This window comes from Salimicrobium halophilum (assembly GCF_900100295.1).
GTDB lineage: Bacteria > Bacillota > Bacilli > Bacillales > Halobacillaceae > Salimicrobium > Salimicrobium halophilum.
In genome coordinates this window covers 37320-54476 of sequence record NZ_FNEV01000007.1, presented here as the reverse complement: position 1 = coordinate 54476, position 17157 = coordinate 37320, and the positions used below count along the sequence as shown (strand labels likewise).

Here is a 17157-nt window from a genome sequence, read left to right as displayed (position 1 = left end):
ATGGAAAAGTATGAGTTAATTGTATTCTTTAACGGGAAGAGAAGACAGTGAGGAGGAGATAACGATGAAGAAAGATATTCCGGTTTTTGATGGACATAACGATACATTGCTGCACTTGCAGGATGGAGTGACTTCTTTCTATGAATCACTCAAAGACACACATATAGATTATTATAGAGCAAAAGAAGCAGGGTTCGCAGGAGGTTTTTTTGCAGCCTATACCCCGAGCCGGGAGCAGGAAGAGGATAGATATAATTACATGAATGAAAATGGCTACAAATTCCCACTCCCGGATCGGATCACCAAAGAGGAAGCTCTCGGATTCACCCATAAACTCGCAGCACAGCTTTTCCGGATAGAAACGGAAAATCCGGATAAGTTCCGTGTCGTACGAAACGTGAAGGAACTGAAAGATTCGATCGACCAGGGAACGATGGCAGGCATCTTTCATATAGAAGGTGCGGAGTGCATCGATCTTTCCTTCGATTCGCTTTATGTCCTTTATGAAGCAGGACTTCGTTCTATAGGTCCGGTATGGAGCAGATCCAACGATTTCGGAGAAGGTGTGCCTTTCTGTTATCCTTCCACGCCTGATACGGGGGGCGGTTTGACCGACAAGGGAATCGAACTGATCCAACACTGCAACCATCTCGGTATCATGATTGATACGACCCATCTGAACGAAAAAGGGTTCTGGGATGTGGCGCACGCGACGACGGCTCCGATTGTAGCCACTCATTCGAACGTCCACGCCATATGTCCGATTTCAAGGAATCTGACGGATGAACAGATTCAGGAAATCGCCGATTCCGGCGGGGTCATCGGCATAAATTTCGCCGTGAATATGCTCAGGGCCGATGGAAAAATGGAAACGGACGTCTCCATGGACGAAATCATCGCCCATTTCCGATACATCGCTGATTTTGTAGGGGTGGACCACGTCGCTTTCGGATCTGATTTCGACGGGACGAGCATCCCCGATATCCTGCAGGACGTAAGTGGAACAAGGAAAGTGATGCAGGCTCTTTCAGAAGATGGTTTCACGGAAGAAGAACTGGAGAAGATAGCTTATAAAAATTGGGTCCGTGTGCTGGAGAACACATGGAAGGACTGAATACAGTAAGAACCCCCGGAGGCCCCGGGGGTTCTTATGTTTCTGATACGTCTATCATTCAACCGTATTTTTCAACTGGCTGTCACGCTCATGTCTCTGAATACCGAGTTCAATCAGTTCATCAATCAGCTTCGGATAAGGGAGTCCGCTTATATCCCATAGTTTCGGATACATACTGATTTTCGTGAATCCCGGAATCGTATTCACTTCATTGATTACGAGTTTTCCGCTATTCGTAAGGAAGAAATCGACGCGTGCCATCCCTTCACACTCAAGAACTTCAAAAGCACGGACGGCTTCTTTTCTGATACGTTCTTCCTCTTCTTCTTTAAGGTCCGCCGGCAGTTGCAGTCCGGCTCCACTTTCATCAATATATTTCGACTCATAGGAATAGAAATCCCCGGCCGGAAGGATCTCACCGACGTGCGAAGCTTTCGGTTCTTCATTGCCGAGTACTGCACATTCGAGCTCACGACCTTCCACGTTTTCTTCGATAAGTACTTTTTTATCGTAAAGAAAAGCTTCGTCGAGTGCTTTATCGAATTCTTCTTCCGTGTTCACTTTGCTTACACCTACGGACGACCCCTGGCTTGCAGGCTTGATAAAGAAAGGAGTCCCGAGCGTGCGCGCTGCCTTCGTAAATGTGACGTCATCTTTGTTTCGTTTGCGGACCGTCAGTGATTTCGCTACATCAATTCCGGCTTCCCGCAACAGACGTTTTGCTACATCTTTATCCATACAGACAGCAGATCCAAGAATATCAGGACCGACGTAAGGGATGTTCGCAATCCTCATCATGCCCTGGATGCTTCCATCTTCCCCAAGCGTCCCGTGAAGAATAGGGAAAATCGCATCCAGCTGTTCCAACGCCTCTCTTTCCGTGACTTGAAGGAATTGTTGTTCTTCTCTTCCCGGCACCACTGCAACAGATTCATCAGAATGGTGCAGGCGTATGTTCGAGGGATCATTCTCATTCTCAAGGTAGTTCCCCGTATCGTTCACATGCCAGTTCCCTGCTTTATCGATTCCGATCAGGGTCACGTCATATTTGTCTTTATCAATCGCATCTACGACGTTCTTTGCCGACTGCAACGATACTTCATGTTCTGCCGATTTACCTCCGAACACGATTCCAACTCGTTTTTTTCCACTCATAGTTAATCACTCCATCTGTTCGTTCATTCTCTTTCGATTATACACTCTCCCGCCAGTCCATGACGAAGAATTTCTTCAATAACTTCGTTTAGTGTCAGGGAAGAGTCATAATTTTTCGTCTTTTTTTCTTGTCGTTTGATTTCCTATTCGAGTACAATGTAATACATATTCTCACCGAGGAGGTTCATCATGCTGAAAAAGAACGACGTAAATATTTGTACCCCAATCGTCGGTCGTACAATCGACGAAGTGAAAGAAGAATTGCGCACCATTGTCCCGAAAGAACCCGATCTTCTTGAATGGAGAGCGGATAACTTCCGCAATCTTGCGGATACAGAACAAGTGCTGGCCGTACTGGAGACAATCGGTGACGTCAAAAAGGACATCCCGCTTCTATTCACGATTCGTGATCAGAATGAAGGGGGAGAATCCCTTGATATAGATTCTTCTCATAAGATAGACCTGATCGAACGGGTAGCTGCTAATTCGCACGTCTCGCTCATCGATTTCGAAGTCAAACAGTCGGAGGAGGACCTCCACCGTGTCAAAGAAGCGGCTGTCGCCAATAACAAACAGCTCATTTTGTCTTATCACGATTTCTCCTCAACGCCTTCGAAAGAGGAAATGATGTCGACCCTCGAGGCAGCGAAGACCAAGGGAGCGGATTATGCAAAACTTTCTGTGACCCCGGAAACGAAACAGGACGTGCTCTCCCTGCTCACCGTGACAGAAGAAGCGGAACGCACGCTCGGGATTCCGGTCATCACGATGGCAATGGGCGGACTCGGTACCGTGACGAGAATGTTCGGATGGTACTTCGGTTCCATCGTTACATTCGCTGTAGGCGGACACCCTTCTGCTCCGGGACAGATCCCTATCGAAGATCTGGAAAAAACGATTGCACACATCCGCAAGTACCAATAAGTAAGGAGAATCTATGATGGAACAACCAATCGCCCTTATCGGATTCATGGGCGTCGGTAAAACGACGGTAGGATCTCTTCTCAGTGAGAAGTTATCCCGTCCGTTCATCGACGTCGACAAAGAAATTGAACGTCATCACGGAATGAAGATCCGTGATATGTTCGCTACATACGGAGAGAGCATGTTCAGAGAAGAAGAAAAGAAGTTCATCACGCATTACGCCAAACAGGAGGGAACGATCCTTTCGCTTGGAGGAGGAGCATTCCTTCAGGAAGATATCAAAACCATATGTATGGAAGAGTGTCTCGTCCTGTTTCTCGATATCTCCTGGGAGAACTGGAGAGAGCGCCTCGATGAACTGATGGAAGATAGGCCTGTGCTCCGGAACAAAACAGTAGAAGAAATCAGGGAACTGTTCGAAGAAAGGAAATCTTTATACCAGGCCCATCATAAAAAGTTCATGACAGATGGATGGAGCGAAGAAGAAGTCGCCGATCATATCATCGAATCCCTGCAACTGAAATAAACGAAAAGCCGGACTCCGCTTACTTAGTCCGGCTTTTTGCTTCATTCATTTAAGCAGAAACGATCCGCTTCTGTCTGCTCCGTTCTTCTACAAATACCCTGTGCCACATCATGAACATAAGAATCGTCCAAAGTTTTCTCGAGTAGTCTTTCCCGCCCGTTCTATGTCTCTCCAGCATGTCAGCAACTGCCTGCTTATCAATCCACTCTTCCGTACCGCTTTCCGCAATCATCTGTTTAGCCCAGCCGTAGAGTTCATGTCTCAACCAGTGAGCGAGCGGCACCGGGAATCCAAGTTTTTTCCGGTGCAGAACCGAATCCGGAACAATCCCCTGCATCGCTTTCCGGAGAGTATCTTTTGTGGCCGTTCGAGTGATCATCTCCTCTTCCCGAAGGGTCCGTGCTTCTTCAAAAACTTCACGGTCCAAAAACGGGACGCGCAACTCCAGAGAGTTCGCCATGGTCATTTTGTCGGCTTTCAGAAGGATATCCCCTCTCAACCACGTACACATATCAATGTACTGCATTTGTCTCATCGGTGAGAGTGTCTCCACATCTTCATAATAATCAGCCAGTAAATCTTTATAGGTCGCGGAAGATCCTTTCCTTAAAAATATCTCTTTCTCTTCCTCTTCGAATATCTTGGCATTCCCGATATAACGCTCCTGCAGAGGTGTTGTTCCCCTAAGGATGAAGCTCCTTCCTTTCACTCCCTCCGGAACTCTGGCAGCCAATTTCCTCAATATATTCTTCAACGTACGCGGGACGTATCCGAACATACGTAGATCATAGGATTCCCGGTAAATGTTATATCCCCCGAACAGTTCATCCGCTCCTTCCCCGGATAGAACGACGGTCACCTTCTTCCTTGCTTCCCGGGCGACGAAATACAAGGGGATCGCAGAAGCATCGGCAAGGGGATCATCCAAATGCTTAACGATTTCCGGAAGCTTCTCGACGAATTCCCAGGGAGTGACGACGTACTTATGATGGGATACTCCAAGGGTCTCTGCTGTCTCTTCAGCAAGATCGACCTCAGAGTATCCATCTTGTTCAAATCCTACAGAAAACGTCTGCAAATCAGAGTGGTACCTGCTCGCTAAAGACACGATGGCACTTGAATCGATTCCACCGGAGAGAAATGCTCCTACAGGGACATCGCTCTGCATATGCAGACGAACGGATTCATCAAGAACACGCCGAAGCCGATGAACCCTATCTTCGTTACGGTCTGTCGGCTTGAATTCAGGTTTGAAATATTGATGGAAGACTGCTTCTTCTTCCTCGCTCTTTTTCACAAAATATTGACCGGGCTCCAGTTTTTTTATATCTTCGAACATCGTAAAAGGCTCCGGAACGTACTGGAAACTGAAATAATGAGTCAGTGCTTCTATGTTCATCTCTTTTTCCTCACAGGCAATCCCCTTCATCTCAGAAGCGACCGCCATATTACCATTCTTTTCGCTATAGTAGAAAGGCTTGATACCGAATGGATCCCTCGCACCGTAGAGAGTCGATTCTTCTTTATCCCACACGAGAATCGCAAACATCCCACGGAATCTTTCAAATGCATGAACTCCTTCTTCCTGAAAGAGGACACCTGCCACCTCGGTATCCGTATCGGTATGGAACGTATATCCTTTCTCCTGAAGTTCTTCTTTGAGGGAAAGATAATTATAGATTTCTCCGTTCATCAGAAATATATAACGATCGCCGATAGGCATCGGTTGATGGCCTTTTTTAAGATCAATAATCCGAAGGCGCCGGAAGAGGAAAGCTGCCTGATCGTCTTCGTAATACCCTTCTTCGTCCGGTCCTCTGTGAGCAATCGTCGCTCCCTCACCAATAATTCGCTCCACATTCCCGCCTACCATACCAACAAATCCGCACATACCTCTCACCTTTCCTTTCCACTGTTCTACCTATTACTACATAGAATGGAAAGGAAAAGTTTTCGGTTCCTGTATTTTTTTCCGTTCACCGATCGGAGCGGATCATTCCGTACATGTATGTATCCTTGAATTTCCCGTCATGAAGGATTTCATGACGCATTACCCCTTCATATAACAACCCTACATTCTTCATGACTTTCTGTGATGGTTCATTGTCTGATAACGCTCTTCCCCAGATACGTTCAAGCCCGAGATCATCGAAGGCGAAATCCGTGATGCGTTGAGCTGCTTCACTGGCCAATCCTTTCCCCCAGTACGGTTGGCCGACCCAATAAGCGAGCTCGCCGTTTTTATGTTTTACATTTACACGGAGCGTCATCGTCCCCGTCAACTTTCCGCTCTCCTTATCTATCATGGCAAGCGGGTAAGCAGATCCTTCCTGTATCGCTTCCTCATGGGTGGAAATCCATGCTTTTGCGTCTTCTACCGTATAAGGATGCGGGACGAATGTTCTGTCTGCAATTTCCTTGTCATCCGCAAGAGCAGAAACTTCTGCTGCATCCGCAATTGTGTAAGGACGTAATGTTAATCGTTTCGTTTCCAATTCCATTTCTCTTCCTCCCTCTTCTGAAAAGTTCTGTTCATCATACATCAGCTGGAAAGATTTTGGAAGGGTTGTTTGATTTTTTTTACAAGTGGAATAACTATCAAAGAGAACAATGAAGTATTCGTTAATAGAAACTGGGAGGATGAATATAAATGGATCGTTTTGATCGTCAGACAGAAGGACAGCCGAAACAGGAACAGTCACATCAGCCGGGAGTCGAAGGAAAAATGGACCCGAAACCGCTGCACGCCGATCAGGATTACCAGAGCGGAAATAAATTACAAGGGAAAGTTGCACTTATCACAGGAGGCGACAGTGGTATAGGACGATCTGTAGCTATCGGCTACGCCAAAGAAGGTGCGGATGTCGCCATCTCCTACCTTGAAGAAAACGAAGATGCGGAAGAAACGGCAAGACTGGTCGAAGAGGAAGGAAAAAAAGCTCTCCTCCTTCCAGGCGATGTAGGTGATGAAAAGCACTGCCAGGATCTCGTCGATAAGACGATGAGTGAATTCGGCAAGCTCGACATTTTGGTGAACAACGCGGCGGAACAACACCCGACCGATGATCTGCTTAATATTTCCGCAGAACAGTTGGAGCAGACATTCCGGACGAACATTTTTTCTATGTTCCATTTGACGAAAGCAGCCATTCCCCACATGGAAAAAGGAAGTTCGATCATCAACACTGCTTCTATCAACCCTTATACCGGGAATCCCGAACTCGTAGATTACACGGCCTCCAAAGGGGCAGTCGTCGCCTTCACCCGTTCCATGGCCCAGCAGCTAGTAGATAAAGGCATACGAGTGAACGGCGTAGCACCCGGCCCGATCTGGACTCCGCTGATCCCTTCCACCTTCTCAGAAGACAAAGTGGAACAATTCGGCACCAATACACCAATGGGACGTCCGGGACAGCCGGTCGAGCACGTCGGCAGCTACGTATTGCTAGCATCGGACGACTCCACCTACATTACCGGCCAGTTCATTCATATCAATGGTGGGTTGTACATGTCGAGCTGATTAGAAAAGCGGAGGAGGCCGTTTAGAAGCTCAAATATTAGCAATTTCCGGAGTACAACCGGTTCTCCCTTTTATGAGGTGCTTTTTCAAAATGAAGCGATAAAAGCACCTCATAATAAATGATATTCAACACTTTTTCGTCCCTATTAGTCTAAAACCGTCGCATACTAACTTTTTTGCGACGCATTTACGCTCAAAATCTATCGCATAAGACGACAGAAACACCGCTTAGAAAGGAGGGCCTCATGCCAGAAGGACCCGAAATTAGAAAAGCAGCAGATGCCGTAGAAAAAGCTCTGCAAAACAGAAAGGTACTCGACATCTCTTTCGCTTTCGAAGCTCTCCAGGGGTATGAAGACCTCCTCCGAGGTGCTGACGTCACCCGTGTCGATACGAAAGGAAAAGCCATGCTGACTCGCTTCGATAATGGCTATACCATCTACTCCCACAACCAGCTTTATGGGAAATGGATGGTCAGGAATGCTTACAACTACCCGAACACGAACCGCCAACTGAGGCTGGCCATCCACAACGAAAAAAAGTCCGCTCTTTTATACAGTGCGTCCGATATCGAAGTACTGAAAGACGAAGAAGTGCCTGATCATCCTTTCATCCGGAAGATAGGTCCGGATATCCTTTCAGAGCAGGTGACCGAAGAAGAAATGATCGAACGATTCAAAAGCAAACGATTCTCCAGAAGGAAATGGACCTCTCTCCTGCTGGATCAGAGTTTCGTAGCCGGCCTCGGCAATTATTTACGAAGTGAAATCCTTTTCGCTTCGGGCATCCATCCTTCTTTGAGGCCAGGAGATACAGAAGAAGACAAAGTAGAAGAGGCAGCCCGGCAGACGATTGCTCTCATACAGCAATCCTACCACCATAAAGGAATTACCGTGGATTTGGACATAGCCGAACGAATGAAATCAGAAGGAAAGACTCGGAACCAGTACCGACACTGGGTCTTCCGTCGTGCTCTCCAACCCTGTCACATCTGCGGAACCAAAATCGAGAAGATTGAAGCCGGAAATCGGCGTCTTTACTATTGTCCTTACTGCCAATCCTTATAATTAATAAAAAGAGCGGCATCCTTCGTTAAAAGGATGCCGCTCTTTCGTTTGTCCCGCTTCTTCATCAGGAAAGCGGAGACTTATTAGGAGTTCCTGCTTTTCTCGGATATTTGCCTGGTGTTTTTCTCCGTTTATCGATTAATACGATGTTCCGCTCGGCCTGATCGCCGGGAAGGTAGAAGGTATGGGTCTCCTTCACTTCTCCTCCAAGAATAGAAATGGCAGATTCCGCTGTCTCCATCTCTTCCTCGACGTTCGGTCCTTTCATTGCCATGAGCACGCCACCTTTTTTCACGAGTGGCAGACATAACTCGCTCAAGACAGACATACGAGCGACCGCGCGTCCAAGAACCAGGTCATATTTCTCACGGAACTTGCCGTTCTTCCCGAAATTCTCGGCGCGATCATGGTAAAAAGCGACGTCACTGAGACCAAGCTCTGTAGCGAGATGGTTCAGAAAGGAAATCCGCTTTTTCAAGGAATCGACGATCGTCACTTTCAATTCAGGAAACACGATTTTCAGAGGAATACTCGGAAAACCTGCTCCCGCTCCGACATCACAGATGCGGAGCGGTTCACGGAAATCATGATAGAAAGCAGCAGTCAGCGAGTCATAGAAATGCTTCTCATACACTTCTTCCTTATCAGTGATTGCCGTCAGATTCATCTTCTCATTCCATTCGACGAGAATTTCCCAATATTTCTCGAACTGATCGAGCTGTTCGTCGGTCAGCTCGATCCCTTGTTCTTCAAGCTTTTGTTGAAATGTCGGAATATCCATCTCCTGCGTCCTCCCTTATCCGGAAACGCGAGCGACATTGCCCTGCTCGATATAGACGAGCAGAATCGAAATATCTGCCGGGTTCACTCCGGAAACTCTTGAAGCCTGACCGACGGAAAGCGGCTGAACGGATTTCAAACGATCAGCTGCTTCCGATGCCAATCCCTGGATGGCATCATAATCGATGTCTTCCGGAATTTTCTTCGACTCCATCTTCTTCATTTTATCGATCTGTTCCAGTGATTTCTTAATATAACCGGAATATTTGATCTGAATTTCGACCTGTTCTTTCTCATCTGAGGTCAGAGCGACATCAGAAGGTGTCAGACGCTCAATATGACTGTAGTCGATTTCCGGTCGACGAAGCAGGTCACTGGCACGTACCGCATCCTTCAGACGCGCACTACCGGATTCTTCGATAACCTGTTGCACCTCGTCCGTCGCTTTGATGATTTCTTTTTCGAGACGGGCCTTCTCTTCTTCGATCTTACGGCGCTTCTCTACGAAACGGTTGTAACGCTCCTCAGAAATCAGACCAAGTTCATAGCCTTTCTCCGTAAGACGAATATCGGCGTTGTCATGACGAAGCATCAGACGGAACTCTGCACGAGAAGTAAGGAGGCGGTACGGTTCTTTGGTACCCTTCGTTACGAGATCATCGATCATAACGCCCATGTACCCTTCGGAACGGTCGAGGATGAGTGGGTCAAGATCAAGCGTCTTCGCAGCGGCGTTCGTACCGGCAAGCAGTCCCTGTCCGGCTGCTTCTTCATAACCGGACGTTCCGTTGATCTGACCTGCGGTGAACAGTCCGCTGATTTGTTTCGTTTCAAGGGTCGGCCACAATTGCGTCGGTACGACGGAATCGTATTCGATCGCATAACCGGCGCGCATGATTTCTGCTTTTTCGAGTCCCGGAACCGTCTCCATCATCTGCTTCTGAACGTATTCAGGCAGAGACGTGGAAAGACCCTGAACGTATACTTCTTCCGTATCGCGGCCTTCCGGCTCCAGGAAGATCTGGTGGCGTGGTTTGTCGTTGAAACGGACCACTTTGTCTTCGATGGATGGGCAATAACGCGGCCCTGTCCCTTTGATCATCCCGGAATACATCGGGGACAATCCAAGATTATCGTTGATTACCTGGTGCGTCGTTTCATTCGTATACGTCAGCCAGCACGGAATCTGATCGGTGATGAACTCCGTCGTTTCATAAGAGAATGAACGGGGCTCTGTTTCCCCTGGCTGGATTTCCGTTTTGGAATAGTCGATGGTATGGCTGTTCACACGCATCGGCGTACCCGTCTTGAAACGGACCATTTCGATTCCGAGTTCTTCGAGCTGCTCGGAAAGTGAGACACTTGGACGCTGGTTGTTCGGTCCGCTTTCGTAGGAAAGATCACCGATAATAACGCGTCCGCGCATGAACGTACCTGTCGTAACGATAACGCTCGGTGCATAATAAGCCGCTTTCGTTTCCGTCACGACACCTTTCACCTGATCGTCTTCTACGAGGATTTTTTCTACCATTCCCTGACGTAGCGTCAAGTTCTCCTGATTTTCCAGAAGACGTTTCATTTCTTTCAGATACAGAGGCTTATCTGCCTGCGCCCGCAATGCGCGTACAGCAGGCCCTTTTCTTGTATTCAATAGACGCATCTGGATATGCGTTTTATCAATCACGCGTCCCATCAGACCACCGAGGGCATCGACTTCACGTACGACGATTCCTTTCGCGGGTCCACCGATGGAAGGGTTGCATGGCATGAAAGCGATCATGTCCAGATTCAGACTGAGCATGAGTGTCTTCGCTCCGCGTCTCGCAGAAGCAGCTGCTGCTTCCACACCTGCATGGCCGGCACCTATAACTATAACGTCGTAATGACCTGCATCATAAGTCACCTGAGATCTCTCCTTTAATTAGTTATTTCCCTAAGCAAAACTGCGAGAACAATTCATCAATAAGACTCTCTCCAACGGTATCTCCGACGATTTCACCAAGAATCTCCCACGTTCTCGTGACGTCGATCTGAACGACATCGATCGGTACGCCCATTTCCATACCTTCCCGCGCGTCTTCCAAAGCCTGTTTCGCCTGTTTGAGCAGTTGGACGTGCCTTACGTTCGAAACGTACGTCATATCTCCGCTATCAAGTTCGCCTTCGAAGAATGTAGAGGAAATCGCAGTCTCTAGCTGATCGATCCCCTCTTCCTGAATAAGGGAAGTGGAAATGACAGGATTGTCTCCTGCGAGTTCTTTCACACGTTCTATATCTATTTTCTGATCGAGATCAGTCTTATTCAAAAGAACAATCATGTTCATATCACGAGCCGCTTCGAAGAGTTTCACGTCTTCTTCTGTGAGCTCATCTCCATAGTTTAACACAAGAAGGATGAGGTCTGCTTCCGTTAGCACCTGTCTCGATCGCTCGACGCCGATCCGTTCGACGATGTCTTCGGTTTCCCTGATGCCGGCTGTATCCACGAGCCGGAGCGGTACACCTCGGACGTTCACATACTCTTCGATGACATCACGGGTCGTACCCGGGATTTCCGTGACGATCGCTTTATTTTCATGGACAAGCGTGTTCATGAGTGAGGATTTTCCTACGTTAGGACGTCCGATGATCGCTGTCGCAAGTCCTTCGCGTAAAATTTTCCCCTGTTTCGCGGTCTGGAGTAGCTGCGCAATTTCATCCCTGACTTCTGCCGTCTTCTCTTCCATGACGTCATTCGTCATTTCTTCTACGTCATCATACTCCGGGTAGTCGATGTTCACTTCTACGTGCGCAAGCGTTTCTAAAAGCTTTTGACGAAGGTCCTGGATCAATTTCGAAAGACGTCCGTCCATCTGCTTCAACGCCACGTTCATCGCCCTGTCCGTTTTGGCACGGATGAGGTCCATGACCGCTTCCGCCTGGGACAAATCGATCCGTCCGTTCAGAAAAGCACGCTTCGTGAATTCTCCGGGTTCAGCGAGACGCGCTCCCTGAGCCAGAACAATTTCAAGGACCCGGTTTACGGACACGAGCCCGCCGTGGCAATTGATTTCTACAATATCTTCGCGGGTGAAGGTTTTCGGTGCGCGCATAACCGAAGCCATCACTTCTTCCGCTATTTCATCCGTCTCCGGATCTATCAGTTTTCCATAGTGCATCGTATGAGAATCGACAGCCGTCAGGTCTTTCCCCCGGAACAGTTCGTTCGCTTTTGCCACTGCATCATCGCCGCTCAGGCGGACGATCGCAATCGCTCCTTCTCCTGTCGGGGTCGAAATAGCCGCAATCGTATCGGTATCCATACGCCCGCACCTCCTTCTCTATTGAAACTATCCACATGTGGATAAGTTCTTCTGTAATTACTAACAGTTTAGATTAGCACGGATTGGGGATAAATATCAAGTTTCTTTTGTGGTAACGGGGAAAGGTAAGATTTTTGATTTTCGAAGTGTAAACGTGAGGGGACATCTGTTTTGCGGTACGTCCAGAGTCCGTTTACTCGCGTGAACGGTCCGTTAATTTCGTAGCGGTCCATTCAGAGTCTCGAGAGGTTCGTGAGTGCATGGCAAATCATTTTGCGGTACGCTCGCGCATTATTTGCCTTCGTGAACGTCGCGGAAAGACCTTTCACTTATGCCAGAGCTTCTAAGCGTTCTTCTCCGCTTTTCTTGTCTAGCTACAAAGTCCAGAAACCCCGAGCGATAAGTAGAACAGATCAGAAAAAAGAACAAGCACTTTTGTCTGACAGTTCTACTTATCACTGAGGTTTCTAAGCGGGGCTTCTCCGCTTTTCTTGTCTAGCTGCGACACCTAGCCCTTAGCGACATAAGCGAAAACCATCCATAAAGAAGAAAAGCGCTTCTTTAGGCTGATTTTCACTTATGCGAGAAGGGCTGAGCAAGGTGTCTCCGCTTTTCTACACAAAAACCCGCCAGCCGGGGCTGACGGGTGATGATGATATTCTATTATTCTGCCGGTCGGATCACGACGGAACGGTTCGGTTCTTTTCCTGCCGAATCCGTTTCCACTCGTCCATCCGTCTGAAGGGCGGAATGGATGACTTTGCGTTCGTAAGACGGCATCGGTTCGAGCTTAACCTGACGGCTTTGCTTCAACGCCTGTATCGCCTTACGTTCTGCCAGCTGCTTCAATGTGTCTTTTCGACGGTCGCGATATCCTTCAGCATCAAGCATGACGCTGATGAACTGATCGGTTTCTTTATTGATCGCTACCTGGGTCAAATATTGAAGGGCATTCAACGTTTGTCCCCTTTTACCGATGAGCCTCGCTATATCATCTCCGGAGATATCTGCATAGATATCGCGGCTTTTCCTTTTCGTTTCGACGTTCACAGTAAGCCCCATCTGCGCTGCTACTTCCTGGATGTATGTGGCTGTTTCCTGTTCCAGATCTTTCTTCTTCGTCACTTTGACGATAGCGGGTTTTGCGCCAAAACCTAAAAATCCTTTTTTACCTTCATCCAATACATCCACATCAACTTTATCTTCTGTCGTTTGAAGATCTGATAATGCGGATTGAACAGCTTCTTCCACTGTCGCTCCCGTAGCAGTCAGTTGATTCACTTATCTGCGCCTCCTGTCGATTCCTTCATCATTGGTTTACGAATGAAAATCGTCTGTAAAATCATGAAGATGTTACCTACAATCCAGTAAACCGCCAGTGCGGACGGGAAGAAGAATGCAAATGTCCCGATCATGAGTGGCATGATATAAAGCATCATCTGCATCTGCGGGTTCGCTCCCGCTGCTCCTGACATCCCTGCCATCATCAGTTTCTGCTGAAGGAATGTGGTAGCGGCTGTCAATATTGCAAGAAACGGATCCGGAGAACCGAGCTCGAGCCACATGAAATTGTGCGTCTGGATTTCAGGTGTCCGCATAATAGCGTGATAGAATCCGATCAGTATCGGCATTTGCACGATGATCGGCAAACAACCGGCCAGCGGATTGACACCGTTTTTCTGGAAAAGATTCATCGTTTCCTGCTGCAGCTTCTGCTGAGTCTGCGCATCTTTCGAACTATATTTTTCTCTTAATTCCTGCAGTTGAGGTTGAATCTCCTGCATCGATTTCGAACTTTTCAATTGTTTGACGTTCAGTGGCAATAATACAAGGCGAATAATGATGGTAACTACAATAATCGCCATTCCATAACTTCCGCTGAAAAAGTCAGCGAAAAACAACAACGTTTGAGATAGAGGCCATACTACGAATTCATTCCAAAAACCGGTACTCTCAGCAGAAACATCCTGATTGATCTGCGTACAACCGGAAAGGAACATCAGTACCCCTGCCATTGCGAGCAATAAGCTCAGCTTTTTTCGCAACGTTCCTTCCTCCTTACTAAAACTCCATATTCCTTATTCATACTAGCACTTATTAAGGAATCATTCCATGAACAATTTAATGAACGTTTCATTTTGATTTCTTTTTCATGACCCCGGATCGTTTCAATACGTGCTGCAGGCTCTTCTTAATTTCATGATAATCCATCGTGTTCACCGGTTTTCTGGCGATCACCACTAAGTCGTAATCGGCCTTCACGTCTTCCTCCAGCTCGTGGAAAGCTTGTCTCAGATATCGTTTCACCTGGTTCCTCATTACGGCGTTGCCTATGCGCTTGCTTACAGATAGACCGATCCTGAAATGAGGTTGGTCTTTTTGAAGATAATACAGGACAAGCTGCCGGTTAGCAAAAGACTTCCCGTTTTTGAAAACGTTTTGAAATTCCTTATTCTTCTTGATTCGATAAGCTTTTTTCATTTCATTCACAACCTCTTACCACATTGAAAAAGGTTCTAACTGAAATGCCGGGAACTGAACTCCCCGGCACAAAAGCTAAAACCCAGAAAAAAGACCACTGACGCGATCAGTGGCCTATGCGGATAACGTTTTTCTTCCTTTACGACGACGACGCGCAAGAACTTTACGACCGTTCTTCGTGCTCATGCGTGCGCGGAAGCCGTGTACTTTTTTACGCTTACGATTATTTGGTTGAAATGTGCGTTTCATTATATATACACCTCCTGAAGGAATTTGCATGCTTTTATTCATGTCATAGGCATTCTTAATTATTATACTCATACTCAAAAAAACATGTCAATCACTATTTTCATAAAAACTAGATGGGCCTGATCACTTCTTTATGGGCCTGATCACTTCTTTGTATTATAACAGGGACTGTACTATAACAAATTCTCCATCGAGAATGTCCACCTCCAGTGTGCATAACATTTCTTCCCGTTTTTACCGTCCACAACAATTATCGACAAGTTGACCACAAAATATAGTGGTGTGGATAAAATCTATCCTCAAGCTGTAGAGATTGTGGATAAGTTTCTGTGATTCATTGCAATACGGTGATTTATTTGATATTATATTTGTGTTTAACCGTGAAAAATATCGAAAGCCATTTCACGTTATCCACACAATGTGGGTAATTTGTGGATAGTTTTTCACAAGGGTGTAGACGAACTTATTCACAGGAATGTGGATAATGGGTAAAAATCTATGAAACACTTACAACACACTTTATCGCACATCCACATTGATATAAAAGTATTTTTTACATCAAAGAGAAAAAACATAGCTTTTTGTTAGGTAAAACGAACAAAAAGCTTTTCTTTATTGTTACAGGAAAGAGGTGAAAGGGTTGGAAAATATCCATGAGCTATGGAATGCTACATTGGATCAAATGAAGGAGAAGATCAGTAAGCCGAGTTTCGAAACCTGGCTGAAAGCGACGAAAGCCCATTCGCTTGATGAAGATACGCTTACCATTATAGCTCCGAACGAATTTGCCAGGGACTGGCTTGAAAACCAGTACCAGACACTAATCAAAGAAACGCTTGTCGAAGTGACAGGATCTGAATTGAAAACGAAATTCATCATCCCGGAAACGAAAGAGGAGTCGCTTGAGGACGTCAAACTTTCATCTAAAGTTCCTGACACGAAAGATGGAGAAGAATCGCCGACAAGCATGCTGAACTCAAAGTATACATTCGATACATTTGTCATCGGTAGCGGGAACCGATTCGCCCATGCCGCATCCCTCGCAGTAGCAGAAGCTCCTGCAAAAGCTTATAACCCGCTTTTCATTTACGGAGGGGTCGGCCTTGGAAAGACACACCTTATGCATGCAATCGGCCATTACGTTCTCGACCATAACCCGAATGCAAAAGTCGTTTATATCACTTCCGAGAAGTTCACGAACGAATTCATCAATTCCATCCGTGACAATAAAGCCGTTAACTTTCGTAATAAGTACCGCAATGTCGACGTGCTTCTGATTGATGATATTCAGTTTCTGGCAGGAAAAGAACAGACCCAGGAGGAATTCTTCCATACGTTCAACACACTGCATGAAGAAAGCAAACAGATCGTCATCTCTAGTGATCGGCCTCCAAAAGAGATCCCGACACTGGAAGATCGACTTCGGTCACGCTTCGAATGGGGACTCATCACGGATATCACACCGCCTGATCTAGAGACGAGAATCGCCATTCTGAGAAAGAAAGCGAAAGCGGAAGGACTCGACATACCTAATGAGGTCATGCTCTATATCGCCAATCAGATCGATACGAACATCCGTGAGCTCGAAGGGGCCCTGATCCGCGTCGTCGCTTATTCTTCGCTGATCAATCGTGATATCAACGCATCGCTTGCAGCAGAAGCACTAAAAGACATCATTCCGAATCAGAAACCGAAAGTCATTACTATTGAAGATATTCAGGAAGCTGTGGCAGAGAGATTCAATATTCGTCTCGAAGACTTCCCGGCTAAAAAACGGACGAAATCCGTCGCCTTCCCCAGGCAGATCGCCATGTACCTTTCTAGAGAACTGACGGACTTCTCTCTCCCGAAAATAGGAGAAGAATTTGGGGGACGTGATCATACGACAGTGATTCATGCCCATGAAAAAATCACCAACATGCTCGATAAGGATCAGCAGCTTCAGCAGGAGCTCGACGAAATCAGGGAACAATTAAAAACGTAGGCCCTGGGAATAGTGTGGATAGAAGGAGCACTCTTACAAACAATTTATTCACATG

16 protein-coding genes are annotated in these 17157 nt (G+C 46.8%); 6 read left to right on the top strand and 10 right to left on the bottom strand.

The window, feature by feature from the left end; all coding sequences use genetic code 11:
* The first annotated feature begins 64 nt into the window (after positions 1-64).
* Positions 65-1114 carry a dipeptidase gene (locus BLQ44_RS11495; protein ID WP_093194046.1) on the top strand — a complete coding sequence of 350 codons (1050 nt, stop codon included), beginning with the start codon at positions 65-67 and terminating at the stop codon, positions 1112-1114.
* 54 nt (positions 1115-1168) lie between these two features.
* Here BLQ44_RS11495 and ddlA read toward each other — a convergent pair whose 3' ends face one another.
* Entirely contained in the window at positions 1169-2269 is a 1101-nt protein-coding gene (gene ddlA / locus BLQ44_RS11490) for a D-alanine--D-alanine ligase (protein WP_093194045.1), read from the bottom strand.
* A gap of 189 nt (positions 2270-2458) precedes the next feature.
* On the opposite strand from ddlA, the gene aroD reads away from it, so the two are divergent.
* Together aroD and BLQ44_RS11480 are read left to right on the top strand one after the other, a co-directional pair.
* Positions 2459-3193, top strand: coding sequence for a type I 3-dehydroquinate dehydratase (aroD, locus tag BLQ44_RS11485; protein ID WP_093194044.1), 735 nt, complete (start codon positions 2459-2461; stop codon positions 3191-3193).
* Between the two features lie 16 nt (positions 3194-3209).
* Positions 3210-3719, top strand: coding sequence for a shikimate kinase (locus BLQ44_RS11480; RefSeq protein ID WP_093194043.1), 510 nt, complete (start codon positions 3210-3212; stop codon positions 3717-3719).
* Positions 3720-3768: 49 nt separating this feature from the next.
* Here the strand turns inward: BLQ44_RS11480 and asnB are convergent, their stop codons facing one another.
* Together asnB and BLQ44_RS11470 are read right to left on the bottom strand one after the other, a co-directional pair.
* Complete coding sequence (asnB, locus tag BLQ44_RS11475; RefSeq protein WP_093194042.1) at positions 3769-5610, bottom strand: asparagine synthase (glutamine-hydrolyzing); 1842 nt, start codon at positions 5608-5610, stop codon at positions 3769-3771.
* An 85-nt stretch (positions 5611-5695) separates the two neighbouring features.
* Positions 5696-6220, bottom strand: coding sequence for a GNAT family N-acetyltransferase (locus tag BLQ44_RS11470; protein WP_093194041.1), 525 nt, complete (start codon positions 6218-6220; stop codon positions 5696-5698).
* Positions 6221-6369: 149 nt separating this feature from the next.
* On the opposite strand from BLQ44_RS11470, the gene BLQ44_RS11465 reads away from it, so the two are divergent.
* Entirely contained in the window at positions 6370-7239 is an 870-nt protein-coding gene (locus tag BLQ44_RS11465; RefSeq protein ID WP_093194040.1) for an SDR family oxidoreductase, read from the top strand.
* A gap of 245 nt (positions 7240-7484) precedes the next feature.
* Positions 7485-8306 (top strand): endonuclease VIII, encoded by an 822-nt coding sequence (nei, locus tag BLQ44_RS11460; protein WP_093194039.1) that lies wholly within the window; start codon positions 7485-7487, stop codon positions 8304-8306.
* Positions 8307-8370: 64 nt separating this feature from the next.
* On the opposite strand, the gene rsmG is transcribed toward nei, so the two are convergent.
* From rsmG to rpmH, 7 genes are all read right to left on the bottom strand, one after another.
* Positions 8371-9087: a 16S rRNA (guanine(527)-N(7))-methyltransferase RsmG gene (gene rsmG, locus BLQ44_RS11455; RefSeq protein ID WP_093194038.1), complete on the bottom strand. Its 717-nt coding sequence runs from the start codon at positions 9085-9087 to the stop codon at positions 8371-8373.
* A 15-nt stretch (positions 9088-9102) separates the two neighbouring features.
* Complete coding sequence (mnmG, locus tag BLQ44_RS11450) at positions 9103-10989, bottom strand: tRNA uridine-5-carboxymethylaminomethyl(34) synthesis enzyme MnmG (protein WP_093194037.1); 1887 nt, start codon at positions 10987-10989, stop codon at positions 9103-9105.
* Between the two features lie 22 nt (positions 10990-11011).
* Positions 11012-12388 carry a tRNA uridine-5-carboxymethylaminomethyl(34) synthesis GTPase MnmE gene (gene mnmE, locus BLQ44_RS11445; RefSeq protein WP_093194036.1) on the bottom strand — a complete coding sequence of 459 codons (1377 nt, stop codon included), beginning with the start codon at positions 12386-12388 and terminating at the stop codon, positions 11012-11014.
* Between the two features lie 663 nt (positions 12389-13051).
* Complete coding sequence (gene jag / locus BLQ44_RS11440) at positions 13052-13669, bottom strand: RNA-binding cell elongation regulator Jag/EloR (RefSeq protein WP_093194035.1); 618 nt, start codon at positions 13667-13669, stop codon at positions 13052-13054.
* Positions 13666-14433: a YidC family membrane integrase SpoIIIJ gene (gene spoIIIJ, locus BLQ44_RS11435; RefSeq protein ID WP_093194034.1), complete on the bottom strand. Its 768-nt coding sequence runs from the start codon at positions 14431-14433 to the stop codon at positions 13666-13668. The genes jag and spoIIIJ overlap by 4 nt, the downstream gene beginning before the upstream one ends.
* 88 nt (positions 14434-14521) lie before the next feature.
* Positions 14522-14869 carry a ribonuclease P protein component gene (gene rnpA, locus BLQ44_RS11430; RefSeq protein WP_093194033.1) on the bottom strand — a complete coding sequence of 116 codons (348 nt, stop codon included), beginning with the start codon at positions 14867-14869 and terminating at the stop codon, positions 14522-14524.
* Between the two features lie 114 nt (positions 14870-14983).
* Positions 14984-15118, bottom strand: coding sequence for a 50S ribosomal protein L34 (gene rpmH / locus BLQ44_RS11425; RefSeq protein ID WP_093194032.1), 135 nt, complete (start codon positions 15116-15118; stop codon positions 14984-14986).
* A gap of 640 nt (positions 15119-15758) precedes the next feature.
* Between rpmH and dnaA the strand changes: the two genes are divergently transcribed.
* Positions 15759-17102 (top strand): chromosomal replication initiator protein DnaA, encoded by a 1344-nt coding sequence (gene dnaA / locus BLQ44_RS11420; RefSeq protein WP_093194031.1) that lies wholly within the window; start codon positions 15759-15761, stop codon positions 17100-17102.
* The last annotated feature ends 55 nt before the right edge of the window (positions 17103-17157 follow it).

Coding starts and splice junctions, on each gene's coding strand:
- nei (WP_093194039.1), top strand. CDS start 7,485: ATGCCAGAAGGACCCGAAATTAGAAAAGCAGCAGATGCCGTAGAAAAA.
- BLQ44_RS11465 (WP_093194040.1), top strand. CDS start 6,370: ATGGATCGTTTTGATCGTCAGACAGAAGGACAGCCGAAACAGGAACAG.
- BLQ44_RS11480 (WP_093194043.1), top strand. CDS start 3,210: ATGGAACAACCAATCGCCCTTATCGGATTCATGGGCGTCGGTAAAACG.
- ddlA (WP_093194045.1), bottom strand. CDS start 2,269: ATGAGTGGAAAAAAACGAGTTGGAATCGTGTTCGGAGGTAAATCGGCA.
- asnB (WP_093194042.1), bottom strand. CDS start 5,610: ATGTGCGGATTTGTTGGTATGGTAGGCGGGAATGTGGAGCGAATTATT.
- rnpA (WP_093194033.1), bottom strand. CDS start 14,869: ATGAAAAAAGCTTATCGAATCAAGAAGAATAAGGAATTTCAAAACGTT.
- rsmG (WP_093194038.1), bottom strand. CDS start 9,087: ATGGATATTCCGACATTTCAACAAAAGCTTGAAGAACAAGGGATCGAG.
- aroD (WP_093194044.1), top strand. CDS start 2,459: ATGCTGAAAAAGAACGACGTAAATATTTGTACCCCAATCGTCGGTCGT.
- mnmE (WP_093194036.1), bottom strand. CDS start 12,388: ATGGATACCGATACGATTGCGGCTATTTCGACCCCGACAGGAGAAGGA.
- BLQ44_RS11495 (WP_093194046.1), top strand. CDS start 65: ATGAAGAAAGATATTCCGGTTTTTGATGGACATAACGATACATTGCTG.
- rpmH (WP_093194032.1), bottom strand. CDS start 15,118: ATGAAACGCACATTTCAACCAAATAATCGTAAGCGTAAAAAAGTACAC.
- BLQ44_RS11470 (WP_093194041.1), bottom strand. CDS start 6,220: ATGGAATTGGAAACGAAACGATTAACATTACGTCCTTACACAATTGCG.